The following is a 25,233-nucleotide window of genomic DNA, read 5'->3' as shown; positions in this document are numbered from 1 at the left end:
TTATCATGACATTAGCTCATGTTCTTGGCTATCCGCGAATCGGCCCGCAGCGTGAACTCAAGCATGCCCTCGAGGCTTATTGGCGTGGCGAAATCGACCGCGCCGGTCTTGAAGCCTGTGGTCGTGAGCTGAGAGCACGGCACTGGCAAGCGCAGCGTGACGCCGGTCTGGACTTCGTCACCGTGGGCGATTTCGCCTTCTACGATCAGATTCTCAATGTGTCCGTATTGCTGGGCGCCGTACCGCCGCGCTTCAATGCACAGGATGAAGTCGCCCGCGGCGAGGTCGACCTGGATACGCAATTTCGCATGGCGCGTGGTCGGGCACCCAGCGGGACGCCTGCCACCGCCTGTGAGATGACCAAGTATTTCGATACCAACTATCACTATCTGGTGCCCGAGCTGCATGCTGGGCAATCGTTCAGGTTGGCCAGCTCGCGGCTGTTCGATGAGGTGGCCGAGGCCCGCGCAGCGGGGCATCCGGTCAAGGTGACGCTGACCGGGCCGCTGACCTGGCTGTGGCTGGGCAAGGCGTGCGAGGAGGACATCGACCGATTGAGCCTGCTCGAGTCGCTGCTACCGGTCTATGCTGAGATCCTGGCGCGCCTGGCCGAGCAGGGCGTGGCGTGGGTCCAGCTCGACGAGCCGGCGCTGGTGCAGGATCTGCCACTGGCGTGGAGACAGGCCTTCGAGGCGGCCTACAACGTGCTGCGCGCCGCGCCGGTCAAGCTGCTGGTGGCGACCTATTTCGGCGGGCTTGGGGATAATTTGCAGTTGGCCGTGAACCTGCCGGTGGAAGGCCTGCACATCGACGCGATACGCGCCCCCGATCAGTTGACCGCAGTGCTCGACAACCTGCCCGGTTACAAGGTCCTGTCGATAGGAGCCATCGATGGGCGCAACGTCTGGCGCGCCGACCTGGGCGCGCTGCATGAGCGCCTGGCCAATGCCCGCATGCGCCTGGGCGAGCGGCTGTGGCTGGCGCCCTCGTGCTCGTTGCTGCACGTGCCGGTGGATCTGGAAGCTGAGGAAGGGCTCGACGAGGAGCTCAAGAGCTGGCTGGCGTTCGCCCGCCAGAAGCTCGACGAGACCGTGACCCTGGCGCGGCTGCTGGGCAATCGCGCCGGTGCGGAGGATCGTGCCCGGGTGGCCGCCGCCACCACGGCCCTGGATGCCCGACGCGCCTCGCCGCGGCTGCATCGACCCGAGGTGGCCCAGCGCCTGGCCCGGGTCGGCGACGCCGAGCTTTCACGCGACAACCCCTACCCGGTCAGAGCCCGGGCCCAGCGTCGCGTGTTCGACCTGCCGCTGTTCCCCACCACGACCATCGGCTCGTTTCCCCAGACCGCGGAGATCCGTGCGGCCCGGCGCGCTCACAAGACCGGCGAACTGGGGCTGGAGGCCTACGAAAGCCGGATGCGCGACGAGATCGCCGATGCCGTACGACGCCAGGAGGCGCTGGGCATCGACATGCTGGTGCACGGCGAGGCCGAGCGCAACGACATGGTCGAGTACTTCGGCGAGCAGCTCGATGGCTACGTCTTCACCCGTAACGGTTGGGTGCAAAGCTACGGCTCGCGCTGCGTCAAGCCGCCGGTCATCGTCGGCGACGTGAGCCGTCCGGCACCGATGACGGTGGCCTGGAGTCGCTATGCCCAGTCGCTTACCCGGCGGCCGATGAAGGGCATGCTCACGGGGCCCGTGACCATGCTGCAGTGGTCCTTCGTGCGCGACGATCAGCCGCGCGAGACGACCTGCCGCCAGATAGCCCTTGCCTTGCGCGACGAGGTGGCCGACCTCGAGGCCGCCGGCATCCCGGCGATCCAGATCGACGAGCCGGCGCTGCGTGAGGGGTTGCCGTTGCGTCAGGGCGAGTGGCAGGCCTATCTCGACTGGGCCGTGGCGTGCTTCCGCCTGACCGCCTCGGTGGCGCGGGACGCCACGCAGATCCATACCCACATGTGCTATTCGGAGTTCAATGACATCATCGCCGCCATCGCCGCGCTGGATGCCGACGTCATCACCATCGAGACCTCACGTTCCCACATGGAGCTGCTCGATGCCTTCCGGGATTTCGCCTATCCCAACGAGATCGGCCCCGGCGTCTATGACATCCACTCGCCCAACGTGCCCGAGGTGGCCTGGATGGTGCAATTGATGGAGAAGGCAGCCGAGCGTATTCCCGTCGAGCGGCTGTGGATCAACCCGGATTGCGGCCTCAAGACCCGCAGCTGGGATGAAGTGGAGCCGGCGCTGGCCAACATGGTCGAGGCGGCACGCGAACTGAGACGCCGCCATGGCTGACACCGGTCAGGCAGGCTGCGTTCGCAACGCGTGAAACGGGCACCGGGCCGGCAGGTGCCGGTGCCTGTTATGCTGTGGCCGTTCGATCGAACTGTTCAAGGAATTGCCATGTCGCTTCGTATCCCTACCTCTTTCCCCCCGGCTCTTTTCCTGGCCGGCTCTCTGCTGCTGGGCGGCTGTGCCGCGCCCGCGGTCGATGGGCCGCGGCCCGCCGAAAAGGTCGCCAACACGGCGCCGCTATTGCCCTCCGCGCTGTTTCCGGGCGGCGCCGAGCGCTTCGAGGCGTGGCGTTGCACGCCGCAGCAGGACCTGGTGACGGCCTTCGGCGAGCGCGAGCTGCGGCTGTGGTCGGCACATGGCGCCTATCGCCTGACGCCGGCGGTGGTGGCCAGCGGTGCGCGTTACCAGCAGGGGGATCTGAGCTTCTGGAACAAGGGAGGGGAGGCGGTGGTGGAGAGCGCCAACGGCAAGCTCGACTGCCGAGCCGACATGGCGCGCGCGGCACTGACGCGCCAGCAACGCCCCGGTGTGATGTTCCATGGCCGTGGCAACGAACCGGGCTGGAACGTCAACCTGGCTCACGATGCGCCTGAGCTGACGCTGGTGCTCGACTACGGCACGCGGGAGATGACGCTGCCCTATCGCGTCACCGGCATGGACAACGCCAACGGCCGGGTGGCGCTCGCCAGCGCAGCGACGCAGCAGCCCTTCGAGCTGCGCCTGGAGGCGCGGGCCTGCTTCGACGACATGAGCGGCGAGCCGTTTCCTGCGCGCGTGACTCTGACCATCGACGGGGAAACGTATCGGGGCTGTGGCCAGGGCATCGCGCCGTAACCCGGTGCTGAAGATGGGCCAGGTCCTCACCGTAAAACACTAGGAGCCACCATATGGTATTCGAACTGCCGGCACTGCCCTATGACAGGAACGCCCTGGAGCCGCATATTTCCGCCGAGACCCTCGACTATCACTACGGCAAGCATCATCAGGCCTACGTCACCAAACTCAACGAGCTGATCGCAGGCACCGACGCTGCCGACAAGTCTCTGGAGGAGATCATCCAGTCCGCGTCCGGCAGCCTGTTCAACCAGGCAGCCCAGGTGTGGAACCATACCTTCTACTGGCACTGCCTGGCGCCCAATGGGGGCGGTGAGCCGTCAGGCGCGCTGGCCGAGGCGATTCAGGCCCGGTTCGGCTCCTTCGCAAAGTTCAAGCAGGCCTTCAACGACAGTGCCGTGGCCAACTTCGGCGCCGGCTGGACCTGGCTGATCAAGACGGCCGACGGTGGCGTCGACATCGTCAATACCAGCAATGCCGATACGCCCATTGCCCATGGCCAGACCCCACTGCTGACCATCGACGTATGGGAGCACGCCTACTACATCGACTACCGCAACGCGCGTCCCAAATACCTGGAAAACATCTGGAGCGTACTGAACTGGGACTTCGTGGCTCAGAACTTCGCTTAGGCGTGAAATCGCCGCGGGGCGGAAACCCTGCGTGCTGTCCTGTTGCACCGTGATGGGCTTCGTCGTTAGGTGGGGCCTATCGCCCTCATGTATTTTCGTATTTTTCGAATGAGTGGCGCGAAACTATGCGCTTTTAGCGCGAAAAAATGCACGTATCATGGCGAATATCACAATGCCTCCACAGGGAGATCGTCATGGCTAACCGAATTCTTCTCGTCACTTCCTCCATTCTCGGTGAGCAGGGGCAATCCAATGCCCTGGCCAGCCACTTTCGCCAGCAGGCCGACCAGCGAGGCGAGCTGAGCCTCACCCATCGCGACCTGGCCGTCGAATCGCTGCCGCATCTCGGACTCGAGGAGCTCGGCAGCTGGCAGGCAGCCGCCACTGAACGCACCGCCGAGCAGCAGATGCTGGCGCAACGTTCGGACGACCTGATCGAGGAACTCAACGCTCACGATGTGCTGGTGCTGGCCGTGCCGATGTACAACTTCGGCATTCCGTCTCAGCTCAAGGCCTGGTTCGACCGGGTGATGCGTGCCGGTGTCACTTTCCGCTACACCGAGCAGGGTCCCGTGGGGTTGGTGAAGGGCAAGCGTGCCGTCATCCTCGCCGCTCGCGGTGGCCAGTACGCCGGCACCGAACTCGACACCCAGACGCCGCATCTCAAGGCGATGCTGGGCATGATCGGTATCGGCGATGTCTCGGTGATCTACGCCGAGGGGCTGGCCATGGGCGAGGGGCGGCGCGACGCTGCACTCAAGGAAGCGCGGCAGGCCATCGACTCGCTGGTCGCCGACCTGTAGAGCTCAGCACGCCGAGGGTACGTTGGCGACCCAGTGCTGGGAAACGAAGTGGCTCGTGCACAGGGTGGCCTGTGCATCGAGCATGCGTGCCCCCAGTTTTCCCAGGGCATCCCGTTGCGCGCGTGAGTCTGCCGTCACCATCTCGGTGACTTGCAGCGGCTGCCACGCCTCCTCCTCGCGTATCGCCAAGGCGTAGCTGAAGGCATAGAACCCCGGGAACCCCAGGCGCAGGTCGGTGGCGACCAAGGTTTCCCGGCCTTCGATCTCGCGCACCTCGTAGCGCAGGAAGGGACCGGCAAACCAGTCCAGTCGCTGGCCCTTCTCGAGCGCCATGGCGGCCGGCTCGAGCTCGGCACCGCGGCGAAAGGTCTCAACCATCGGTGGCGTACCGCCATCCAGCAGGCCCACCAGGCTTTCGTGGTGACGCTCACCGTCGATGAACGTCACCCGCCAAAGCAGTGTATTGAACGGGGTGGGCTGCACCAGTCGTGGCACCTGCTCGAGCCCGCGTTCGGCCAGCACCGGCGCGAGACGGTGTTCGACCACGCCCTTGGCGAGCATGGCGAAGAGCAGGTAGACGCAGGAGAGCGACAGTCCCCAGGCGGGGCCGCGCTGGGCGTTGCCGCCGATCAGTGCGATGCCGACGCCTACCAGTAGCAGCAGTGTGTAGAGCGGGTCGATGATGAAGACCACCGGCCAGGCGCTGGGGCGCACCGCGAGCGGCCACCAGATCTGGGTGCCATAGGTGGTCAGCACGTCGAGCAGCGGGTGGGTCACCAGACACAGCATGAAGTAGGCCCACCAGCGGCCCAAGGAAATGTCGCGAGCCGTGGCGAGGCGTCGGGCGAGCAATGCCAGCAGTGTGCCAAGCCCCGTCAGCACGAACAGGGAGTGAGTAAAGCCGCGATGTTCGGTGATGTTGGCTACCGCATCGCCATAGTCGAGGAAGACATCGAGGTCGGGCAGGCTGCCCAGGACCGCACCGATCAGCACCGCCTTGCGTCCCAGGCGGCGACCCAGAACGGTGCCGCCTACCGCCGCACCCAGGGCGGCCTGTGTCAGGGTATCCATGGGGTATGTTCTCGTACGCGCACCGGGTCGCTCAGGCCTTCTGCCAGGCGGGGCCGAGAGCGAGAATGCGCTGGTGAACGGGGCAGTCTTCGCGATGGGCACCGGGCAGATAGCCGGTGCTCATGAGAAACTCGCCGACGATCTCCGGGCCGGTGAAGCGAAAAGTGCGGCGGAACAGCTTGACCCATTCGTCCTTTGTCATCGGGTGATGGTGGTCGAGCCAGCCGGCAAAGCTGCCATGAGCGTCGCGCAGGGCCTGTATCACCCCGGCATTGTGGATGACCGCCGCCACCTTGAGCCGGTTGCGGATGATGCCGGCATCGCCGAGCAGCCGCGCACGATCGGCTTCGCCGAAGGCGGCAACCCGATCGACATCGAAGCCGTCGAAGGCTCGCCGGAAAGCTTCGCGCTTCTTGAGCACGGTCAGCCACGACAGGCCGGCCTGGTTGATCTCCAGTACCAGACGCTCGAACAGTGCCGTGTCGCCGGCGACGGGAAAACCGTACTCGTCGTCATGATAGGGGCCATGCCAGGGGTGCCCCGGTGCCAGGTCACAATAGTGCGACATTTTCGCCTCTTTCCCTTTTTCGCTATTGGCAAGGCCGTGGTGGCTTGTCACGATTCGATGATCTGGTCGCAACGCTTCAGGAGCCACCGGCATGAAGATCCTACCCGTAAAATCCAAGACCACAAAGGCGGCGGCGCTGTCCCTGCTGGCCGGTAGCGCACTGGCACTCTATCTTGCCCTGACCCCGGGTGCGAGCCCCCAGGCCGGCCCGGTGGTCGAGATGTACCAGGACCCCAACTGCGGGTGCTGCACGGATTGGGCCGATCACCTCAGGGGAGCAGGCTTCGAGGTACGCCAGCACAGAACCCGCGACATGCGCGGCGTGAAGCTGGAACACGGCGTCATTCCCGAGCTGGCCTCCTGCCATACGGCGCTGGTTGATGGCTACGTGATCGAAGGTCACGTGCCGGCCGCCGACATCAAGCGCCTGCTCGAGGAGCGGCCCGACGTGGTGGGGCTGACGGTGCCGGGCATGCCCCATGGCTCTCCCGGCATGGAGACGGGGCGCCATGACGACTACGCCGTGCTGACCTGGCGGCATGAGGACCGGACGCCGGCCATTTTCAGCGAGTATACTCACTAAGCAGGAAACACTGACTGAGTGGCTGCGCAAGCGAATCGCTACGTTGCGATGCATCTTGCTCGCCGATTAGTTCAGTATTCTTGGTTTGTTTAACGAACGTTGGCTAGGAGGGCTCATGCAGTATCTGCACACCATGGTTCGCGTCAGTGACCTGGACGCATCGCTGCGCTTCTACTGCGATCTGCTGGGGCTCGTGGAAGTACGGCGCAAGGAGAACGAGAAGGGACGCTTCACCCTGGTCTTTCTCGCTGCACCCCAAGACGAGTCCCGCTCCGCCGAACTCAAGGCGCCGGAACTCGAGCTGACCTACAACTGGGATCCGGAGGAGTACGCCGGCGGGCGCAATTTCGGCCACCTGGCCTACCGGGTCGACGACATCTATGCCTTGTGCGAGCGGCTGCACGAGGCCGGCGTGACCATTAATCGCCCGCCCCGCGATGGCCACATGGCCTTCGTGCGCAGCCCCGACGGCATCTCCATCGAGCTGCTGCAGAAGGGCGACCCGCTGCCGGCCAGGGAGCCATGGGCGTCCATGCAAAACACGGGCACCTGGTAAGGGAAACGCCGCACAGATGCCTGCGCGAGCGAATCGCTGCGTTGCGCGGTGTGCTTCATTTCGCGCGTCGATTTGTCAGCGCTTCCCAAGATCGGCGTAGTGCAACAAGGAACGCAACTATCAATGAAGAAGATTCTCTCAGGCCGAGTGCTGCTACTGGCACTGGCGGTCATGATGTTGACTGCGTGCGGCAGCCAGCCCTCCGCGCCGGCACGCCAGGAAGGACCCGGCGTCTCCAGCGATCATCCGGTCGTGGGGCAGCGCTGGAACCTGCTGCTGGTGGGCACCGACGAACGGCTCTCGATGCCCGAGACGCCGCATTTTGTGGTATCACCCGATGGTCGCGTGACAGGCAGCGACGGCTGCAATCAGCTCAGTGGCCGGGTGAGCCTCGATGCAGGCAACCGTATTCAATTCAGTGAGCTGGCCACGACTCGCCGAGGTTGCCCGCAGCTCGAGGAGGCCAAGCGCATCACCGCGATGCTGGAAAGCGCCTACCGCTTCCTCATCGACCATGATCGGCTGGTGTTCTTCGGGCCGGATCAGCGGGTGCTGGGCGGCTGGCGCAAGGCCAACTGAAGGGGCCTCACAGGTGCAAGAGCGCGGCTGATGCCGCGCTCTTGCTGTCAGCCGAGACTCGGGCGGCCGGGTAGCGCGCCTCGCAACGTGAGCAGCCCGGCGGTGATCGTGCGCACGAGCGTCGGACCTACCGGGGTGAGCAGGATCCACGGGGTAACGATCAGGTTGATCGCCAGGGCGGCGAAGAAAATATCGCTGAACCAGTGAGCGCCGCTGAGAATGCGCGGAGCGCTTAGCAGCACCGCGAACAGGGCACTGACCAGGGCGACGCGAAGGCCGGCAAAGCGCCACATGAAGGCGGCGAACAGGAACAGGTTGATGCCATGATCGCCGGGGAAGCTGCTACCGGAACTGTCCTTGGTGGGAAAGTCGACCATCAGCGTCACCAAGTTGACGTTATCGTAGACCAGGGTCGGGCTGGGGTGGGTATAGGGAATGACCAGGCGAACCCCCTGGGCGATGAACACGGCCGCCAGCAGCATGGTGACGCCGATGCCGCCCCAGCGCAGCAGGCGATCCGGATGCCGCGAGTCGCGGTTCATGGCCCACACGAAGAGGGCGAGCAGCACCAGCAGGCTGATAACGTCGAAGACGCGGGTGTTGAACGCTGCCACGAGCAGCACCCAAGCGTCGTGAGCTTCGCTCAGCCAGGCGTTGGTGGTAAAGAATACGGCATCGTCCAGCTCGGTCCAGAACAGCAGGCCGGGCGAAAGCCAGGACCACACCAGCAGGGCGCCGAGAAGATTGAGCAGCAGGATGCGGCCGGGAGCGAAGGAGGGTTCGAAGTGTGACATGAGGGGCACGCACGATGTGGATGGCGATGCCCCATTCTAGCGTAAACGAGCGTAACAGAACAGCGTTTCTTAACCTATTGTTACTACTGCATGTACCAGCCGTGACTGGCCACCACCGATTGGCCCGTCAGGGCCGCCGAGGGGAAGGCCGCCAAATGCAGTGCCACTTCGGCGATATCCTCGAGCGTGGTGAATTCGCCGTCGACGGTATCCTTGAGCATCACGTCGCGTATTACCGCTTCCTCGGAGATACCCAGCGCCTCGGCCTGCTCGGGGATCTGCCTGTCCACCAGCGGCGTACGCACGAAGCCGGGACAGATCACGTTGGCGCGTACCCGGTGTGCCGCTCCCTCCTTGGCCACGCTGCGGCACAGGCCCAGCAGGGCATGCTTGGCGGCCACGTACGGCGCCTTTAGCGGCGAAGCGAGCTTGCTGTGTACCGAGCCCATGTAGAGCAGGCAGCCGCCACGCTCTTGCCGGTACATCTGGCGCAATGCGGCGCTGGTCAACAGAAAGGCGCCGTCGAGGTGCACTGACATGACCTTGCGCCAGTCGGTGAAGCTCAGGGCGTGCAATGGCGCGATGTGCTGAATACCGGCGTTGGCGATGGCAATGTCCAGCCCGCCCCAGCGCTCGACCATCGCGGCCACGCCAGCCTCCACCGCGGCCTCGTCGGTGACGTCCATGGCCAGTGCCATGGCCTCGCCACCAGCATCGCCTATCTGCTGCACGGTGGCCTCGGCGGCGGTCAGGTCGAGATCGGCCACCGCGACCCTGGCGCCTTCCCGTGCATAGCGTTCGGCGATGGCGCGGCCGATGCCACCGGCCGCTCCGGTGATCAGGGCGGTCTTGTCGATGAGTTGCATATCCGGTCTCCGTTGTCGGTGTCAGTTGCCGCCATATATTTCATTGGGCAGCCAGGTCGCCAGTGGGGCGTAGAAGAACACCAGCAGCAGGCCGAGCAGTTGGATGGCGACGAAGGGAGCCACGCCGAGATAGATGTCGCGGGTAGTAATCTCCGGCGGGCAGACTCCCTTGATATAGAACAGCGCGAAGCCCACCGGCGGCGTCAGGAACGAGGTCTGCAGGCAGATGGCGAAGAGCATCGCGAACCACAGCGGATCCACGCCCAGGCCCATGATCACCGGTGCCACCAAGGGCAGGATGATCAGCGTGATCTCCACCCAGTCGAGGAAGAAGCCGAGCAGGAACACCACCGCCAGAATGGTCAGCACGATGCCGGTCTCGCCGAAGGGCAGGCCGGTGAGGGCGAAGCGCACCACATCGTCGCCACCCAGCCCTCGGAGTACGGCGGCGAACACCGTGGCGCCGATGAAGATGGCGAAGATGAACGCCGTGGTGCGGCTGGTCTGGTAGAGCGCCTGGCGCAGGATGGTGAGATTGAGACGTCGATTGACCAGCGCCAGCAGCATGGCGCCCAGCGCGCCCACCGCCGAGGCTTCAGTCGTGGTGGCGAAGCCGGTGAAGATCGAGCCGAGCACGGCGAGTATCAGCCCCAGCGGCGGTAGTACGGCGAGGAAGACCTGCAGGAAGGCCCGCGCGTCGAGCGGCTCGCGATCCTTGGGCGCAGGGGCCAGGTCCTTGTTCAGATAGGCGGCGATCAGGATATAGGCGATGTAGAGTACGCCGAGCATAACGCCGGGAATCAGGGCCGCCATGAACAGCCGGCCCACCGAGGCGTCAGAGGTGCCCATGCGGTCTGCCATCAGCACCAGCATGATGCTGGGCGGCACCAGGATGCCCAGGGTACCCACCGAGCAGGCGGTGCCCACCGCCAGCGACTTGTTGTACTGGGCGCGCATCATGGGGCCCAGCGACAGCATGCCGAGCAGCACCACCGAGGCGCCGACGATGCCGGTGGAAGCGGCCAGCAGCACTCCGACGATCACCACGGTGACGGCGTAGCCGCCACGTAGCCCGCCCAACACGCGCACCAGCGAGGTGACCAGTCGCTCGGCGATGCCGGAGCGGTCTAGCATGATGCCCATGAAGATGAACAGCGGCAGCGCCACCATCAGTTCGTTGGCGACGATGCCGTAGATGCGTCGGTCCAGCACGCCGATGGTGCCGCCCCAGGAGAACCACAGGTCGGCGCCGAGAAATTCCACCAGCACGTGGCCGACGATGGCGAAGACGAAGCCGATGCCGGCCAGCGACCAGGCCACCGGGAAGCCCAGCAGCAGCAGGCCCATGAAGCTGGCAAACATCGCCAGCACGAGAAATTGTTCCAGTCCCATAATCGATCTCGCTAGATGAACGTGGCGTGTTGCGGGTGGGGGCAGTCGGCTACTGCCGCGGTGTGATCTGGCGAGTGCGCCGAGGGAAGCCGAACAGCAGCGTGGAGCAGCGCAATGCCCGCGAGAACAGGGCCACGGCCACCAAGGCCAGGCCGATGGGAATCAGGGTCTTTATGATGAAGCGGTGAGGCAGGCCGCTGGGTGCCTGGGAGTGCTCGCCGCGCTCGAAGGCGCGATAGCCGTACTCGAACAGCGCTTCCGTCATCAGGTAGAGGATCGGCAGGGCCAGCAGCACGATACCCACAAGCTCGATCCAGGCCTGGGTGCGCAGCGTGAACTTTTCACGGATCACGTCGACGCGAACATGGTCGTCGCTGACCACGGCATAGGCCAGGGTGAGGATCATGGTGGCGCCGAACAGGTGCCATGACAGCTCCTCCACCGCGATCGAGCCGCGGCCGAGGATGAAACGGTTGACCACGTTGGTCAGCACCACCGCTATGGTGGCTAGCCACAACCAGGAGATGGCGCGACCGAACAGCAGGATGGCCATGTCGAGGCGATAGCTGAGGCGGTTGGTGGGCAACTCCGGTGCGGAGTGGCCCTGCGGCCCCTGAGGAGAGGCCGTCGAATCATTGACGCTCATGGGGTGACTCCGGGGCTGGGGGACACGGAGCGGCCCCGCCGAAAGGCGGGGGCCGCTGTCACTGACGGCAGGGAGGGGCCGCCCGGTACCGGGCGGCCATCTCAATCCTCGAAGTTTTCCGGCGCGTAGTAGCTGCGCGGCAGGTGGCCCTTGACGTGCCAGTTGCCGTGGAGCTTCATGAACTCGCGCTGGCTTTCGAGCACGCGACCGAACATCTCATCCTCGGCGGCAATCTCCTCCTGTACCTCGTTGGTCACCCGACGCAGCTCGCCGAGGATCTCGTCGGACAGCACCTGGGCATTCACGCCTTCCGCCTCGAAGTCGCGCAATGCCTTGGGCGTCTCGGCCTCGCTTTCGGCGTAACCGTAGAGGGTGGCGGCACGGCAGCCCATGTCGATCATCGCCTGGGTCTGCGGCTCCAGCGCCTCCCAGCTGTCCTTGTTGACCAGCAGGTGGGCGGTGGTAAAGGTCTGGTGCCAGCCGGGCATGACGTAGTTCTGCACGATTTCCTGCATGCCGAGGATACGGTCCACTGCCGGCGCCGAGAATTCGGTGGCGTCGATGGTGCCGCGCTCCATGGCCTGGTAGAGCTCGCCGCCGGGAATCATGGTGACCGAGGCGCCCAGGCGCTCCATCACGCGGCCGCCGATGCCGGCAAAGCGGATGCGCAGGCCGTCGATCTGGTCGAGGCTCTCCAGCGGCTCGGCAAACCAGCCGGCAGCCTCGGGGCCGATCATGCTGCACAGCAGCGGCTGGACGTCATACTCGGCATAGATCTCCTCGAGCAGCTCCTTGCCGCCGCCGAAGTAGTGCCACGCCAGGTAGGCGGGTGGCTCCATGCCGAACGGCGCGCCGGCGAACAGCGGCAGCGAGGGGATGCTGCCCTGATCGTAGCCGACCCAGGTGAAGCCGGCGTCGTAGCGACCTTCAGAGACGGCATCGAGGATCTCGAACGGCGGGATCAGCTCGCCCGGCTCGTAGTAGCGCAGGTTGATATTGCCGCCGGAGGCCTGCTCCAGTTGCTCGCTCAAGAAGCGGACCGGCGTGCTCAGGCCGACCAGATGCGAGGGAAAGGCGATGGGCACCTGCCAGCGCACCTGCTCCTGGGCCTGAGCGGTTCCAGCGGCACCGGCCAGCAGGGCAGCGGCGGCCACGCCAAGAGTAAGTGGGCGAAGGCGGATGGCGAGAGACGAAGAGGATGGCATGAGAGCTCCTTGTGCGTTGTTGTCGTCGCAACGCCTTGGTGGCGTTGTCGTTAGGCATGCGACATGGCGCACCCGCTATCGAACGGACAGCGCTTGCGTCATGCACTGGCGCCTGTATTGCACGTGCCGTGCCATATTATTTTTATCTTTATTTTTCAATAAGTTAATTGTTTTGCGAGGAGCGGGGATAGGTAGCTGTGTCCGGATAGCCAGACGGTATTGCGACCAAGGTTTAAGAGAGGGTGTCCGAAATTTCGGACAACTGACCGGTTAGTCGGACAGTCTGGCCAATTTTTCGTAGAGCACCGAGCGGGGAATCCCCAGCATACGGGCCGCACGGGACTTGTTGCCGCGACAGGCCGCCAGCGCGTCCTGCAGGGCGCTGCGCTCGGCGGCGGCCACGACAGCGGCGAGCGGGCGTACGCTGGCGGTCGGCAGTGGCCGGTCCATTGCTGCCGGGGAGAGGGGCAGCGTAGGGCGAAGTTCCGGCACGTCGATGACGCTGCAGGCTTCGCTGAGTGCCAGGGTCTGCTCGAGCACGTTGCGCAGTTCGCGGATATTGCCCGGCCAGTCATGGCATTGCAGCAGTGCCACGGCCTCGGCGGTGATCTCGGCACGGGGTTCTCCACTCTCCGTCGCGATTCGGCCGAGGATCGTCTCGCACAGGATGCCGAGATCGACAAGGCGCTCGCGCAGCGGCGGTACCTGGATACGCAGTACGTTGAGGCGATAGTAGAGATCGGAGCGGAAGCTGCCGTCGGCGACCATGGCCTCGAGATCCCGGCTGGTGGCGGCGATCACGCGCACGTCGACGCGCTTGATCTCGTTGGAACCCAGCGGCTCCACTTCGCCCTCCTGCAGGGCGCGTAGCAGCTTGGCCTGCAGCGCCAAGGGCATGTCGCCGACCTCGTCGAGGAACAGCGTACCGCCATCGGCGAGTTGGAACTTGCCCTGGCGGGTGCGCTTGTCGGCGCCGGTATAGGCGCCCGGCGCGACGCCGAAGAACTCCGCTTCCAGCAGGTTCTCCGGCACCGCGGCGACGTTGACGGCCACGAAGGGACTGGCCCCGCGCGGCGAGTCGCCGTGGATGGCCTGTGCCAGCACCTCCTTGCCGGTGCCGGTCTCACCCAGCAGCAGCACCGGCGTGGCCCGGGCGGCGGCCAGACGGGCACGGCGCTTGACCTCGAGCACCGCAGGGCTGGCGCCGACGAAATCGGCCAGGGCGTAGCGCGAACCGCGGCGTGCCAGGGCGCGGCGTGCCACTGCCAGGTCGTGCTGCAGGCGGCGGTACTTGCCGATCAGCGGCGTCAGCGGCTCCAGGTCGTCGAACACGATGAAGGCTACCGCGCCGTTGACCCGGCCGCTGGCCGGGTCGTGCAGCGGCAGCCGGGTGACGACCAGTTGTCGCGCCTGGTACTCCATGATATCGAGCAGGATGGGCCGCCCGCTGCGTACCACCTCGGGCATGCGGGTGTGCGGGATCACTTCGCCCACGGGGCGGCCGATCACGTCGGCCGGATCGTCGATGCCCAGCAGTCGGCAGTAACAGGCGTTGATCCAGATCAGGCGGCTCGCCTCGTCGACCAGGATCGCCCCGGCGCTGTTGCGCTCGAGCAGTGGAAACAACGGGCGGATCGCCTCGAGGGTCAAGCCTTGGCGATGGCCGGCCATGGTGCTCTCATCCCGAGGCATTCGTGTCGTCTCCTGGAGGCGGTGTCGGGCCGCCTATCAGAGAGCGGCGGTTTCGGGCCGCTGGATAAGTCACAGCGCGGCGATCTTGTCGCGCTGCTCGAGCAGCACGGCGCGCGCTGCCTGGTACTCCTTGAGCTTGCCGCGCTCCTTGTCGACTACCGCTTCAGGCGCCTTGGCGATGAAGCTCTCGTTGGCAAGCTTCTTCTCGATGCCGCCGATCAGCTTGTCCTGCTTGTCGATCTCCTTGGCCAGGCGGGCGAGTTCGGCGTCCTTGTCGATCAGGTCGGCCATGGGCACCAGCACCTCCATGTCGCCGACCAGTTGGGTGGCCGAGAGCGGCGCCTGGGCCGGATCGTCGAGCCAGGTGGCGCTGGCCAGCTTGGCCAGCTTGGCCAGGAACGGGCGGTTGGCCTCGAGGCGTTCGCGGTCGGCGGTGCTGCCCTTGGTCAGCAGCACGTCGAGCGGCTTGCCCGGGGCAATGTTCATCTCGGCGCGCACGTTGCGCACCGCCACGATCACGCCCTTGAGCCACTCGATGTCGCGGGTGGCAGCTTCGTCGAGCTTGTCGTTCTCCGGCTGCGGCCAGGGCTGCGCCATGATCGATTCGCTGCCGTCGCCCGTGGCCTTGCCCGCCAACGGTGCCACGCGCTGCCAGATCTCCTCGGAGATGAACGGCATCATCGGGTGGGCCAGGCGCAGGATCGCCTCCAGCACGCGCACCAGGGTGCGGCGGGTGCCGCGCTTGGCCGCCTCGCTGGCGCCCTCGTCCCACAGCACCGGCTTGGAGAGCTCCAGGTACCAGTCGCAGTACTCGTTCCAGACGAATTCGTAGAGCGCCTGGGAGGCGTGGTCGAAGCGGAATTCCTCCATCGCCTTGGTCACCTGGGCCTCGGTCTGCTGCAGGCGCGAGACGATCCAGCGGTCGGCCAGCGACAGCTCGACCTCGCCACCTTGCGCCCCGCAATCCTGGCCCTCGGCGTTCATCAGCACGTAGCGCGAGGCGTTCCACAGCTTGTTGCAGAAGTTGCGGTAGCCGTCGAGGCGGCCCATGTCGAACTTGATGTCGCGTCCGGTGGTGGCCTGGGACAGGAAGGTGAAGCGCAGCGCGTCGGTGCCGTGGGGCTCGATGCCCTCGGGGAATTCGTCGCGGGTGGCCTTGGCGATGGCCTTGGCCTTCTGCGGCTGCATCATGTTGCCGGTGCGCTTCTCCAGCAACGTATCGAGCTGGATGCCGTCGATCAGGTCGATGGGGTCGAGCACGTTGCCTTTCGACTTGGACATCTTCTGGCCCTGGCCGTCGCGCACCAGGCCGTGGACGTATACGGTCTTGAACGGCACCTCGTCCATGAACTTCAGCGTCAGCATGATCATCCGCGCAACCCAGAAGAAGATGATGTCGAAGCCGGTGACCAGCACGCTGGAAGGGTGGAAGGTCGCCAGTTCGGGGGTCCGCTCCGGCCAGCCCAGGGTACCGAAGGTCCACAGGCCCGAGCTGAACCAGGTGTCGAGTACGTCTTCGTCCTGGGTCAGGGCGAGGTCGGCAGAAAGGCCGTGCTTCTCGCGCGCCTCGGCCTCGGTGCGGGCCACGTAGACGTTGCCTTCGCTGTCGTACCAGGCGGGAATGCGGTGCCCCCACCACAGTTGGCGCGAGATGCACCAGTCCTGCAGGTCGCGCATCCACGAGAAGTACATATTCTCGTAGTTCTTGGGCACGAACTGGATGTCACCATTCTCCACCGCGGCGATGGCGGGCTCCGCCAGGCTCTCCACGGCGACGAACCACTGGTCCGTCAGCAGCGGTTCGATGACGTCGCCGGAGCGATCGCCGTAGGGCAGGTTGTTGTTGACCGTCTCGACCTGCTCGAGTAGGCCGGCGGCTTCCATGTCGGCGACGATCTGCTTGCGCGCCTCGAAGCGGTCGAGGCCGGCGTAGGCCGCGGGCAGGCTCAAGTCGATCTCGGGCAGCGGGCGGCCCTGGATGTCGAAGGCCTCGGCCTGGGGCAGGATCGCCGCGTCCTGAGTGAAGACGTTGATCAGCGGCAGGCCGTGGCGGCGGCCCACCTCGTAGTCGTTGAAGTCGTGGGCCGGGGTGATCTTCACGCACCCGGAGCCCTTTTCCATGTCGGCGTGTTCATCGGCGACGATGGGGATGCGCCGGCCGACCAGCGGCAGTTCGACGAACTTGCCGATCAGCGAGGCGTAGCGCGGGTCCTCGGGATTGACCGCCACGCCGGTGTCGCCGAGCAGGGTTTCGGGGCGGGTGGTGGCGACGACCAGATAGTCGAGGCCGGCATCGGTCTTGACGCCGTCGGCCAGCGGGTAGCGGAAGTGCCAGAACTGGCCCTGCTGATCGCGGTTCTCGACTTCGAGGTCGGAGATGGCGGTGTGCAGGGTGGGGTCCCAGTTGACCAGGCGCTTGCCGCGATAGATCAGGTCCTCTTCATAGAGGCGCACGAAGACTTCCTGCACCGCCTTGTAGAAGCCGTCGTCCATGGTGAAGCGTTCGCGCGACCAGTCGACGCTGGCGCCCATGCGGCGCAGCTGGCGGGTGATGTGGCCGCCGGACTCGTGCTTCCACTCCCATACCTTGTCGATGAACGCCTCGCGGCCCAGGTCGTGGCGGCTCTTGCCCTCTTCGGCAGCGACCTTGCGCTCGACCAGCATCTGTGTGGCGATACCGGCGTGGTCGGTGCCCACCTGCCACAGGGTGTTGTTGCCCTGCATGCGCTTCCAGCGGATCAGCGTGTCCATGATGGTGTCCTGGAACGCGTGGCCCATGTGCAGGCTGCCGGTGACGTTGGGCGGCGGGATCATGATCGAGTAGGGTTCGCCCTCGCCCGAGGGGGCGAAGCGGCCGTCGGCCTCCCAGCGCTCGTACCAGCGGGATTCGATCTGCTCGGGTTGGTAGGTCTTGTCCATGGGGCGTTCCGGGTCCAGAAATGATCGCCGCCGGGACGTGGGGCCGGGCGGCGGGAAGTCATCGAAAGCGTGCGAAAAATGGGCTCGATTATAGCGCGATGGGGTGCTTGGCGTCAGCCAGACGTGAACGGACGGATCGGTACAGCCTCTGAGGGGCGCCGGGGGCAGGGCGAAGAGGAGGTCTTTTGCCAGGGATGGCAAAAGTAGCGCCCAGGGATGGGTTCACAGCGCCTCCTCGCAGTCCCTGCCGCCGGATCAGCCCCGGTATAGGCAGCCTCCCGTAACCCTGGGACGGGACTCACCCCTTGAGCTGATGGGCCTTGACGGGATAGCCGCGCTGCTTGTAGGTCTGCCAGCACTCGCGCTTGGCGACGAGCACCTGCTGGTGCTGGTTGATGATCTCGGCGACCCGCTCGAAGCGCGAGAACCACTCGGGGATGCCTGGGTCGAGATTGAGCAGTGCCATGGGCGCTGCGGCGCTCGGCTCGGGTGGCTGTTCCCAGCCGATGGTCACCGCCACGCTCTCGGCCATCTCGCTGCCGAGCAGGGCGTGGGGCAGGTAGGCCTCGGGGCGGAAGGTCCACAGCCGCTCGTCGAGGTCGCTGGCCATGGCCTCGTCCTCGGTGTGCAGGTGCAGCCGGTAGCCCTTGCCGGCGATGGTCTCGGCCAGCCGACAAGCGAAGTCGAGCCGCGCTTCCAGCGTGGTGTCTGGGAGGATATAGAAGTCAACTTGCGTCATGGCGGCCTTAACGGTTGGGGCCGATTCTGCCGATGCAGTGGCGAGGCTCTGCCGCAAGCAGACCTACGAGGAGGCGCTGTGAACCCATCCCTGGGCGCTACTTTTGCCATCCCTGGCAAAAGACCTCCTCTTCGGTCTGCTCCCGGCCGCCTCGCGAGGCGTTGGCCGGCTCTTGGTGTAGCGGGACTCTACGTTTCTTCAGACCAGCTTGGTCAGCCAGCCATGTGTATCTTCCGCACGGCCATACTGCAGGTCGAGCAGCTTGGCGCGTAGGCGCTTGGCGATCTCGTTGCCGGCATCGGGCATCTGGATTGTGCCGTCCTCGGTGACTAGCTGGCCCACCGGGGTGATCACTGCGGCGGTGCCGCAGGCGAAGACCTCGGCGATATCGCCGGAAGCCACGCCGTCGCGCCACTCGTCGATGCTGATGGCGCGCTCCTCCGGGGTGAAGCCTTCGTCGCGGCCGAGGGTGAGCACCGAGTCGCGGGTCACGCCCTCGAGGATGGTGTCGGTCAGGCGCGGGGTGACCAGGCGACCGTCCTTGTAGACGAAGAACAGGTTCATGCCGCCCAGTTCCTCGATCCACTTGTTCTCGGCGGCGTCGAGGAAGGCAACCTGGCTGCAGCCGTGCTTTTCGGCTTCCTTCTGGGCCGCCAGCGAGGCGGCGTAGTTGCCGCCGCACTTGGCGAAGCCGGTGCCGCCGGGGGCGGCGCGCTTGTAGTGCGAGGAGAGCCAGATCGACACCGGGGCGATGCCGCCCTTGAAGTAGGCACCGGCGGGGGAAGCGATCACGTAGTAGTCGACCTCGTGGGCCGGACGCACGCCGAGGAACTTCTCGCTGGCAATCATGAACGGGCGCAGATAGAGGCTCGACTCATCGGCCTCGTTGCGGGGCGTCGGCACCCAGGCTTGATCCTGGGCGAGCAGCGCCTTGAGCGAACCGATGAAGTCATCGTCGCTGAGCTCGGGTAGCGCCAGACGGCGGGCGCTGCGGCGGAAGCGCTCGGCGTTCTTCTCGGGACGGAACGACCACACCGAGCCGTCGGCGTGACGGTAGGCCTTGATGCCCTCGAAGATCTCCTGGCCGTAGTGCAGCACGGCCGCCGCCGGGTCGAGGGTCAGCGGGCCGTAGGGGCGCACCTCGTGGCCGTGCCAGCCGGCTTCGGCCGTCCAGCGCACGTGGGCCATGTGGTCGCTGAAGTAGCGGCCGAACCCGGGGTTGGCAAGGATGTCGTCGCGAATGTTGGCTGCCGTGGGCATGGCGCTGGGCAGTATCTCGAAGGTTGCGTTGGGCACGGCAAAAGGGTCTCCGCTATGCCGGGATTCCGGCGTTTTCTTGGGCTTCTCGACGCTCCGGGCCGGCCGACCCGGGGCGCGCAATGCGTCAGATGTAACGGTTGCCGACGAGGATGGCAACCTTGGTGGTGTCAGCCGTCGTTCTCGACCTGGCGCACTTCCTCCTCGCGGTCGAGCAGGTACTGGGTCAACAGCCCCACCGGGCGGCCGCTGGCGCCTTTCTGCTTGCCCGAGGTCCAGGCGGTTCCGGCGATGTCCAGGTGTGCCCAGGGGAACTTGTCGGCGAAGCGCGAGAGGAAGCAGGCGGCGGTGATGGTGCCGGCCGGGCGGCCGCCGATGTTGGCCATGTCGGCGAAGTTGGAGTCGAGCTGCTCCTTGTACTCGTCCCACAGCGGCAGGTGCCAGGCGCGATCCCAGGCCGCTTCACCGGCATCGAGCAGGTCCAGCGCCAGGTCGTCGTCGTTGGAGAGCAGGCCGCTGGCGTGGTGGCCCAGGGCGATGATAGCCGCTCCGGTGAGGGTGGCGATGTCGACCACGCTGGCGGGCTCGAAGCGCTCGGCGTAGGTCAGCGCGTCGCACAGCACCAGGCGACCCTCGGCGTCGGTGTTGAGCACCTCGACAGTGAGCCCCTTGAGCGTCTTGATGATGTCGCCGGGCTTGGTGGCGCGGCCGTCGGGCATGTTCTCGGCGGCGGCGACGATGAATACCAGGTTGAGCTTGGGGCGGATGCCGAGCACGGCCTTGGCGGTGCCGAATACGCTGGCCGCCCCGCACATGTCGAACTTCATCTCGTCCATGGCTTCGCCGGGCTTGAGCGAGATGCCGCCGGTGTCGAAGGTGATACCCTTGCCCACCAGTACGTGCGGGGCCTCGTCGGTCTTTTCGGCGCCCAGGTATTTCATGACGATCAAGCGTGAAGGCTGCTCACTGCCGCGGCCCACCGAGAGCAGGCTGTGGGCGCCGAGCTCCTCCAGTGCTGCCTCGTCGAGGATCTCGACCTCGAGGGCTCCACCCGACTCGCGGCCCAGCTGTTCGGCCTGCTCGGCCAGGTAGCTCGGGGTGCAGACGTTGCCCGGCAGGTTGCCCAGGGTGCGGGTATACGCCACGCCTTGGCCGATTGCATCGCCGATACGCGCGCCCTCACGCGCTTCGTCGGCGGCGTCGGCGTCGCTGAGCAGCAGGGTGACCGTCTCCAGGCGTGGTCGTGGGGCCTTTTCCGACTTGAATTCGTCGAAGCGGTAGACGGCGCGCTGGGCAGCCTCGGCGGTCATGCGGGCCTTCCAGGCGGTGCTGCGCTCGGCTAGCGGCACGTCGGTGAAGGCCACGGCGACGTCCTCGGCGGGCAGGCCTGCCACCGCGGTGAAGGCGGCGTCCAGCGCCTTGAGGAAGGCACGCTCCTGACACGTCTCGCGCTCGCCCAGTCCCACCAGCATCAGGCGGTCGGCAGAGAGTCCCGGGGCGAAGGGAATCAACTGCACGTTGCCCAGCTTGGCATCGAAGTCGCCGCGCTCGATCAGCTGACCGATCAACCGCTCGCTGGCATCGTCGAGCTTGGCGGCAGCAGGCAGCAGGTCGCCATTCTTGAAAACCGGGACCACGAGGCAGGCCGCTTCGGCCTTGGCGGGATTGGCCGTCTGAACTGGGAATTCCATGGTGACTCCACAAGACAAGCGATGGGGGATTCTGGATAATGCCGGCACGGCTCCAGGCCACTGCCGAATCACCCAAGTGTACTCAAGGCATGGCGCCATTGCATGGAAGACCGCTGCATGATCATTTTTCGGTACTTGACCCGCGAAATTCTGCTCACCATGGCCGCCGTCGCCGGCGTGCTGCTGCTGGTCATCATGGGCAGCCGGTTCATTCGCTATTTCACCGACGCCGCGGAAGGGGACATTCCCGCCTCGATCCTCGGCAATCTGATGCTCTACCACCTGCCTGGCTTTCTCGAGCTGATTCTGCCGTTGGCCTTCTTCCTCGGCATTTTGCTGGCCTACGGTCAGCTCTATTTGAACAGCGAGATCACCGTGCTGGTGGCCTGCGGCATCAGCCCGGTGCGGCTGCTGCAGGTCAGTCTGGTACCGGCGACGCTGGTGGCGGTGCTGGTGGGGCTGTGCAGTCTGTGGCTGACCCCGGCCGGGGCGCTAAAGACCGAGACAACCCTGGAGGAACAGCGCAGCCGGCTTGACTTCACTGCACTGGCCCCGGGGCGTTTCCAGGATTTCGGTGGCGGCCGAACGGCCTATACCGAAGCCTTCAGTGACGATGGGCAGCAAATGCAGGAGGTCTTCATCAGCGAGCGTCAGCGGCGCCGTGACGGTACCCCCGAGACCGCCGTTACCCGGGCCGGCAGCGGCTACCAGACCGTCGATCCCGAGACCGGGAGCCGCTTCCTGGTGCTGGCCGACGGTGAGCGCTACAGCGTCGAGCCCGGGCGTTTCGAAGCCGAGCGGCTGAAGTTCGAGACCTATGCCGTGAGGCTTTCCCTCGGCAGTGAGCAGCGCGACCTGGACGTGGCCGAGTATGCGACCACGACCGAGCTGTTCGGCGACGGATCAGGACAGGCCCGCGCGCAGCTGCAGTGGCGGCTCTCGCTGCCGCTGATGGTATTCATCCTCACACTGATGGCGATGCCGCTTTCACGGGTCAATCCGCGCCAGGGACGCTTCGCCAAGCTGCTGCCGGCGATCTTTCTGCACATCTGCTACTTGAGTCTGCTGCTGGCGGCACTGGATGCCATCGGGCGCGGATCGTTGCCGGCCACGGTCGGCATGTGGCCGATCCATGGCGTCTTCCTCGCGCTCGGACTGGGCCTGCTGATGCACAATCAGCGCAGGGGGATGCGCTGATGCTGACGGATCGTCTCGACCGCTACATCGCCCGCAACGTGCTGGGTGCGATAATCGTCGTTCAGGTGGTATTGCTCGGCCTCGACCTGGTGATCACCTACATCAACGATCTGGACGACGTCGAGGGGAACTACGGCGCTTTCCAGGTGCTGCTCTACCTGCTGATGCGCCTGCCCTGGCGCTTCTACCAGTATGCCCCGGTAGGCGTGCTGATCGGTGCGTTGATCGGCCTGGGCAGCATGGCCTCGAACAATGAGCTGACGGTGATGCGAGCCGCGGGGCGCTCCTTGGCACGTATCCTGTGGGGCGTGATGAAGCCGATCGTCCTGGTGGTGGCCATCCTGCTGCTGATTGCCGAATTCGTCAGCCCACGCACCGAGCAGTACGCCAGCGCCTGGCGGCTGGAGCAGATGCAGGGGGAGGGCGCCTTGCTGACCCAGAGCGGCGGCTGGCAGCGGGAGGGCGACAGCGTCTACCGCTTCGGCGCCATCCGCGCCGACGACACGGTGCTCGACCTGACCCGCTACGTCTTCGAGGGCAGGAAATTGCACGAAGCCGTGCAAGCGGCACGAGCGTCCTGGCAGGGGGAGCGCTGGGTGCTCGAGGATGTGAGGATCACACGCTTCGGCGATGACAGTACCGAGGCCGAGTCGCATGCACGGCTGGAGTGGCAGACGACCCTGACGCCCGATCAGCTCAATCGCCTGCTGCGTGACGTCAATAGCCAGGCACCCAGCGAGTTGTGGGCCTACTCTCGCTACCTGCTTTCCCAGGGGCAGCTGGCCACCCAGCCGCTACTGTACTTCTGGCAGAAGTTGCTGCTGCCGCTGACCATAGCGTCGCTGGTGCTGGTCGCTGCGTCGTTCGTGTTCGGCCCGTTGCGTACCGTGGCCGCCGGCACGCGGGTGTTCTATGGCGTGGTGGTGGGGCTGTCGTTCAAGTACCTGCAGGACCTGCTGGCGCCGGCTTCCACCGTGTTCGGTTTCTCGCCGGTCTGGGCGGTGCTGGCGCCCACCGTGCTCTGTGCTCTCCTTGGGCTTTATCTGCTGCGGCGCTCGGGCTAGCGACGCTGCTGGCGCGTGACCGAAACGTGAGACGATGATGCAACGACGATTCGACCAACTCGACGATGTGTGGCCGGCCGGCCTGGGGCGGCGCCTGGGCGCCATGCTCTATGATGGCCTGCTGGTTCTGGCGATCTGGATCCTGATTACCGTGCTGCACGTGACCTTCGTACGCCAGGTGCTGGGTCTCGGGGCCGAGGAGGTCGGTGCGGGCGTCATGCAGCGTTTCTCGCTGCAGCTGTTGCTGGTGACGGGGGCCTTCCTGTTCTTTGCCTTCTCCTGGATGCGGGGCGGCATGACGCTGGGCATGCAGGCCTGGCGCCTGCGCGTGCAGACCCGCAGCGGTCATGCGATTACCCTGCGCCAGAGCCTGGTGCGTTACCTGGTGGCCTGGCTCTCGCTGGCCGCCTTCGGGCTCGGTTATCTGTGGGTCTTGTTCGATACCGAGCGCCGCAGCTGGCCCGACATTGCCTCGGATACACGGGTAGTGGTCCTGCCCAAGGCGAGCCGCCGTTAGCTGCCCAGCCTGAGCGAGATCAAAAAAGAGTCGATTCCCCCTTGCGACGAGCTATGCGAATCATTTACATTAACTATCGTAAGCATAGCGAGGTGGATGGCGATGTACGTGTGTCTTTGCAAGGGCGTATCAGACCGCAAGATTCGTGAAAGCGTCGAAGGCGGTGCGCGTAGCTGGCGGGAAGTTCAGCAGCAGACCGGCTGCGGCACCCAGTGCGGCAAGTGCGCCTGTGTCGGCAAGACCATCGCTCGCGAAGCGATCAAGTCCGAAATGATGGCATCGGCCAACGATCTCGCCTACGCCGTGTAGCAGACGCGCCCTCAGCGGTGTGCCATTGTCAATCGCTCTCATTCTTGTTGCCATTAATCCAACCGATTGTCCCGGTTGGATTTTTTGCGTGTTTGGGCCGATACTGCCTATGATGGTTCGTTGAGCGTTAGCACTGACAAGACAGGCCCAAGGCCGAGACGAGAGAAGGGAGATACGGCAATGAAAGGCGATGCCAAGGTCATCGAATACCTCAACAAAGCCCTCGGTAATGAGCTGGTGGCGATCAACCAGTACTTTCTGCATGCCAAGATGTACAAGGACTGGGGCCTCAAGGCGTTGGCCAAGTGGGAGTACGACGAATCCATCGACGAGATGAATCATGCCGACAAGTTGATCGAGCGCATCCTGTTCCTCGAAGGCGTGCCCAACCTGCAGGACCTGGGCAAGCTGCACATCGGCGAGAACGTGCGCGAAATGCTCGAGAGCGATCTCAAGATCGAGCACGACGGTCGCAAGGACTACATCGAGGCCATCGCCTACTGCGAGAAGGTCAAGGACTACGTCTCCCGCGACTTGCTCCGCGACATCCTGGCCGACGAAGAAGAACATATCGATCATATCGAGACCGAGCTCGGCCTGATCGACAAGGTGGGGATTGAGAACTACATGCTGCGCCAGATGCAGGAAGCCGGCGACGAGTAACGAGAAACTAGTCGCAGCGAAACCACGACGGCACCGACTCATATCGGTGCCGTTTTGCTGTACGCTCCGTCAGTCGGCGTGGCGTCACCGCCACGTGGCTAGAAGGCCTTTTCGAGATCGAAGCGCGGCACCGGCTCGCCGCGCACTTCGACGGTTTCGGTGAACATGGCCAGCGGTCGCACCCACAGGCCGTAGTCGCCGTACAGGGCGCGATAGACCACCAGTGGCTCCTCGGTCTCGCTGTGATGAGCGACACCGAGCACCTCGTAGCGGTTGCCCTTGTAATGGCTGTAAATGCCGGGAACGGGGAGGGGGTGGGTCATCGCGTTGGGCTCCAGTTCAAGATTTCCCTG

The 25,233-nt window shown here is 65.2% G+C and carries 25 protein-coding genes; 12 read left to right on the top strand and 13 right to left on the bottom strand.

Annotated elements, in window-relative coordinates; genetic code table 11:
- The first annotated feature begins 5 nt into the window (after nt 1-5).
- The 4 genes from metE (at nt 6) to KPL81_RS03800 (ending at nt 4,572) form a co-directional block, all read left to right on the top strand.
- Nucleotides 6-2,303 carry a 5-methyltetrahydropteroyltriglutamate--homocysteine S-methyltransferase gene (gene metE / locus KPL81_RS03815; protein WP_219790747.1) on the top strand — a complete coding sequence of 766 codons (2,298 nt, stop codon included), beginning with the start codon at nt 6-8 and terminating at the stop codon, nt 2,301-2,303.
- 108 nt (nt 2,304-2,411) lie between these two features.
- Nucleotides 2,412-3,137: an MliC family protein gene (locus KPL81_RS03810; RefSeq protein WP_219790746.1), complete on the top strand. Its 726-nt coding sequence runs from the start codon at nt 2,412-2,414 to the stop codon at nt 3,135-3,137.
- A 53-nt stretch (nt 3,138-3,190) separates the two neighbouring features.
- Nucleotides 3,191-3,769: a superoxide dismutase gene (locus tag KPL81_RS03805; protein ID WP_219790745.1), complete on the top strand. Its 579-nt coding sequence runs from the start codon at nt 3,191-3,193 to the stop codon at nt 3,767-3,769.
- Nucleotides 3,770-3,963: 194 nt separating this feature from the next.
- Nucleotides 3,964-4,572 carry an FMN-dependent NADH-azoreductase gene (locus KPL81_RS03800; protein WP_219790744.1) on the top strand — a complete coding sequence of 203 codons (609 nt, stop codon included), beginning with the start codon at nt 3,964-3,966 and terminating at the stop codon, nt 4,570-4,572.
- A gap of 3 nt (nt 4,573-4,575) precedes the next feature.
- Here the strand turns inward: KPL81_RS03800 and KPL81_RS03795 are convergent, their stop codons facing one another.
- Both KPL81_RS03795 and KPL81_RS03790 read right to left on the bottom strand, forming a co-directional pair.
- The gene (locus tag KPL81_RS03795) at nt 4,576-5,643 is read right to left on the bottom strand and encodes a metal-dependent hydrolase (RefSeq protein WP_219790743.1); all 1,068 of its coding nucleotides are present in this window, start codon (nt 5,641-5,643) and stop codon (nt 4,576-4,578) included.
- 31 nt (nt 5,644-5,674) lie between these two features.
- Nucleotides 5,675-6,211, bottom strand: a complete 537-nt coding sequence (locus tag KPL81_RS03790) for a DNA-3-methyladenine glycosylase I (RefSeq protein ID WP_219790742.1) — start codon at nt 6,209-6,211, stop codon at nt 5,675-5,677.
- A gap of 91 nt (nt 6,212-6,302) precedes the next feature.
- On the opposite strand from KPL81_RS03790, the gene KPL81_RS03785 reads away from it, so the two are divergent.
- The 3 genes from KPL81_RS03785 to KPL81_RS03775 all read left to right on the top strand — a co-directional run bounded on the left by KPL81_RS03785 (nt 6,303) and on the right by KPL81_RS03775 (nt 7,929).
- Nucleotides 6,303-6,794 carry a DUF411 domain-containing protein gene (locus KPL81_RS03785; protein ID WP_219790741.1) on the top strand — a complete coding sequence of 164 codons (492 nt, stop codon included), beginning with the start codon at nt 6,303-6,305 and terminating at the stop codon, nt 6,792-6,794.
- A 115-nt stretch (nt 6,795-6,909) separates the two neighbouring features.
- A complete protein-coding gene (locus tag KPL81_RS03780) occupies nt 6,910-7,350 on the top strand; it encodes a VOC family protein (RefSeq protein WP_209474096.1) in 441 nt (146 codons plus the stop codon).
- Nucleotides 7,351-7,473: 123 nt separating this feature from the next.
- Nucleotides 7,474-7,929: an META domain-containing protein gene (locus KPL81_RS03775; protein ID WP_209474094.1), complete on the top strand. Its 456-nt coding sequence runs from the start codon at nt 7,474-7,476 to the stop codon at nt 7,927-7,929.
- A 47-nt stretch (nt 7,930-7,976) separates the two neighbouring features.
- Here KPL81_RS03775 and KPL81_RS03770 read toward each other — a convergent pair whose 3' ends face one another.
- From KPL81_RS03770 to KPL81_RS03725, 10 genes are all read right to left on the bottom strand, one after another.
- Nucleotides 7,977-8,723, bottom strand: coding sequence for a phosphatase PAP2 family protein (locus KPL81_RS03770; protein ID WP_209474092.1), 747 nt, complete (start codon nt 8,721-8,723; stop codon nt 7,977-7,979).
- Between the two features lie 83 nt (nt 8,724-8,806).
- Entirely contained in the window at nt 8,807-9,589 is a 783-nt protein-coding gene (locus KPL81_RS03765; protein ID WP_219790740.1) for a 3-hydroxybutyrate dehydrogenase, read from the bottom strand.
- Between the two features lie 21 nt (nt 9,590-9,610).
- On the bottom strand, nt 9,611-10,981 hold the full coding sequence (locus tag KPL81_RS03760; RefSeq protein ID WP_219790739.1) for a TRAP transporter large permease: 1,371 nt from the start codon (nt 10,979-10,981) through the stop codon (nt 9,611-9,613).
- A gap of 49 nt (nt 10,982-11,030) precedes the next feature.
- Nucleotides 11,031-11,627, bottom strand: a complete 597-nt coding sequence (locus KPL81_RS03755; RefSeq protein WP_209474086.1) for a TRAP transporter small permease subunit — start codon at nt 11,625-11,627, stop codon at nt 11,031-11,033.
- 101 nt (nt 11,628-11,728) lie between these two features.
- A complete protein-coding gene (locus KPL81_RS03750) occupies nt 11,729-12,832 on the bottom strand; it encodes a TRAP transporter substrate-binding protein (protein ID WP_219790738.1) in 1,104 nt (367 codons plus the stop codon).
- A gap of 270 nt (nt 12,833-13,102) precedes the next feature.
- Nucleotides 13,103-14,524: a sigma-54 interaction domain-containing protein gene (locus KPL81_RS03745; protein ID WP_240549027.1), complete on the bottom strand. Its 1,422-nt coding sequence runs from the start codon at nt 14,522-14,524 to the stop codon at nt 13,103-13,105.
- Nucleotides 14,525-14,593: 69 nt separating this feature from the next.
- Nucleotides 14,594-17,443 carry a valine--tRNA ligase gene (locus KPL81_RS03740; protein WP_219790737.1) on the bottom strand — a complete coding sequence of 950 codons (2,850 nt, stop codon included), beginning with the start codon at nt 17,441-17,443 and terminating at the stop codon, nt 14,594-14,596.
- Nucleotides 17,444-17,741: 298 nt separating this feature from the next.
- Nucleotides 17,742-18,182 (bottom strand): DNA polymerase III subunit chi, encoded by a 441-nt coding sequence (locus tag KPL81_RS03735; protein ID WP_209474080.1) that lies wholly within the window; start codon nt 18,180-18,182, stop codon nt 17,742-17,744.
- Nucleotides 18,183-18,380: 198 nt separating this feature from the next.
- Nucleotides 18,381-19,442: a branched-chain amino acid aminotransferase gene (locus tag KPL81_RS03730; protein WP_219790819.1), complete on the bottom strand. Its 1,062-nt coding sequence runs from the start codon at nt 19,440-19,442 to the stop codon at nt 18,381-18,383.
- A 167-nt stretch (nt 19,443-19,609) separates the two neighbouring features.
- Entirely contained in the window at nt 19,610-21,130 is a 1,521-nt protein-coding gene (locus KPL81_RS03725; protein WP_219790736.1) for a leucyl aminopeptidase, read from the bottom strand.
- A 117-nt stretch (nt 21,131-21,247) separates the two neighbouring features.
- On the opposite strand from KPL81_RS03725, the gene lptF reads away from it, so the two are divergent.
- From lptF to bfr, 5 genes are all read left to right on the top strand, one after another.
- Nucleotides 21,248-22,327, top strand: a complete 1,080-nt coding sequence (gene lptF / locus KPL81_RS03720) for an LPS export ABC transporter permease LptF (protein ID WP_209474076.1) — start codon at nt 21,248-21,250, stop codon at nt 22,325-22,327.
- A complete protein-coding gene (gene lptG / locus KPL81_RS03715; protein WP_219790735.1) occupies nt 22,327-23,391 on the top strand; it encodes an LPS export ABC transporter permease LptG in 1,065 nt (354 codons plus the stop codon). The genes lptF and lptG overlap by 1 nt, the downstream gene beginning before the upstream one ends.
- Before the next feature lie 37 nt (nt 23,392-23,428).
- Nucleotides 23,429-23,908 (top strand): RDD family protein, encoded by a 480-nt coding sequence (locus KPL81_RS03710; RefSeq protein WP_219790734.1) that lies wholly within the window; start codon nt 23,429-23,431, stop codon nt 23,906-23,908.
- 102 nt (nt 23,909-24,010) lie between these two features.
- On the top strand, nt 24,011-24,217 hold the full coding sequence (locus KPL81_RS03705) for a (2Fe-2S)-binding protein (protein WP_209474071.1): 207 nt from the start codon (nt 24,011-24,013) through the stop codon (nt 24,215-24,217).
- A gap of 180 nt (nt 24,218-24,397) precedes the next feature.
- Complete coding sequence (bfr, locus tag KPL81_RS03700) at nt 24,398-24,880, top strand: bacterioferritin (protein ID WP_209474068.1); 483 nt, start codon at nt 24,398-24,400, stop codon at nt 24,878-24,880.
- 98 nt (nt 24,881-24,978) lie between these two features.
- On the opposite strand, the gene KPL81_RS03695 is transcribed toward bfr, so the two are convergent.
- Nucleotides 24,979-25,203 (bottom strand): DUF1653 domain-containing protein, encoded by a 225-nt coding sequence (locus KPL81_RS03695; RefSeq protein ID WP_159554671.1) that lies wholly within the window; start codon nt 25,201-25,203, stop codon nt 24,979-24,981.
- Nucleotides 25,204-25,233 lie beyond the last annotated feature (30 nt).

It is taken from the genome of Billgrantia antri, assembly GCF_019430905.1.
GTDB lineage: Bacteria > Pseudomonadota > Gammaproteobacteria > Pseudomonadales > Halomonadaceae > Halomonas > Halomonas antri.
The sequence above is the reverse complement of the archived record's forward strand: the minus strand, read 5'-3'. Positions and strand labels throughout refer to the sequence as shown.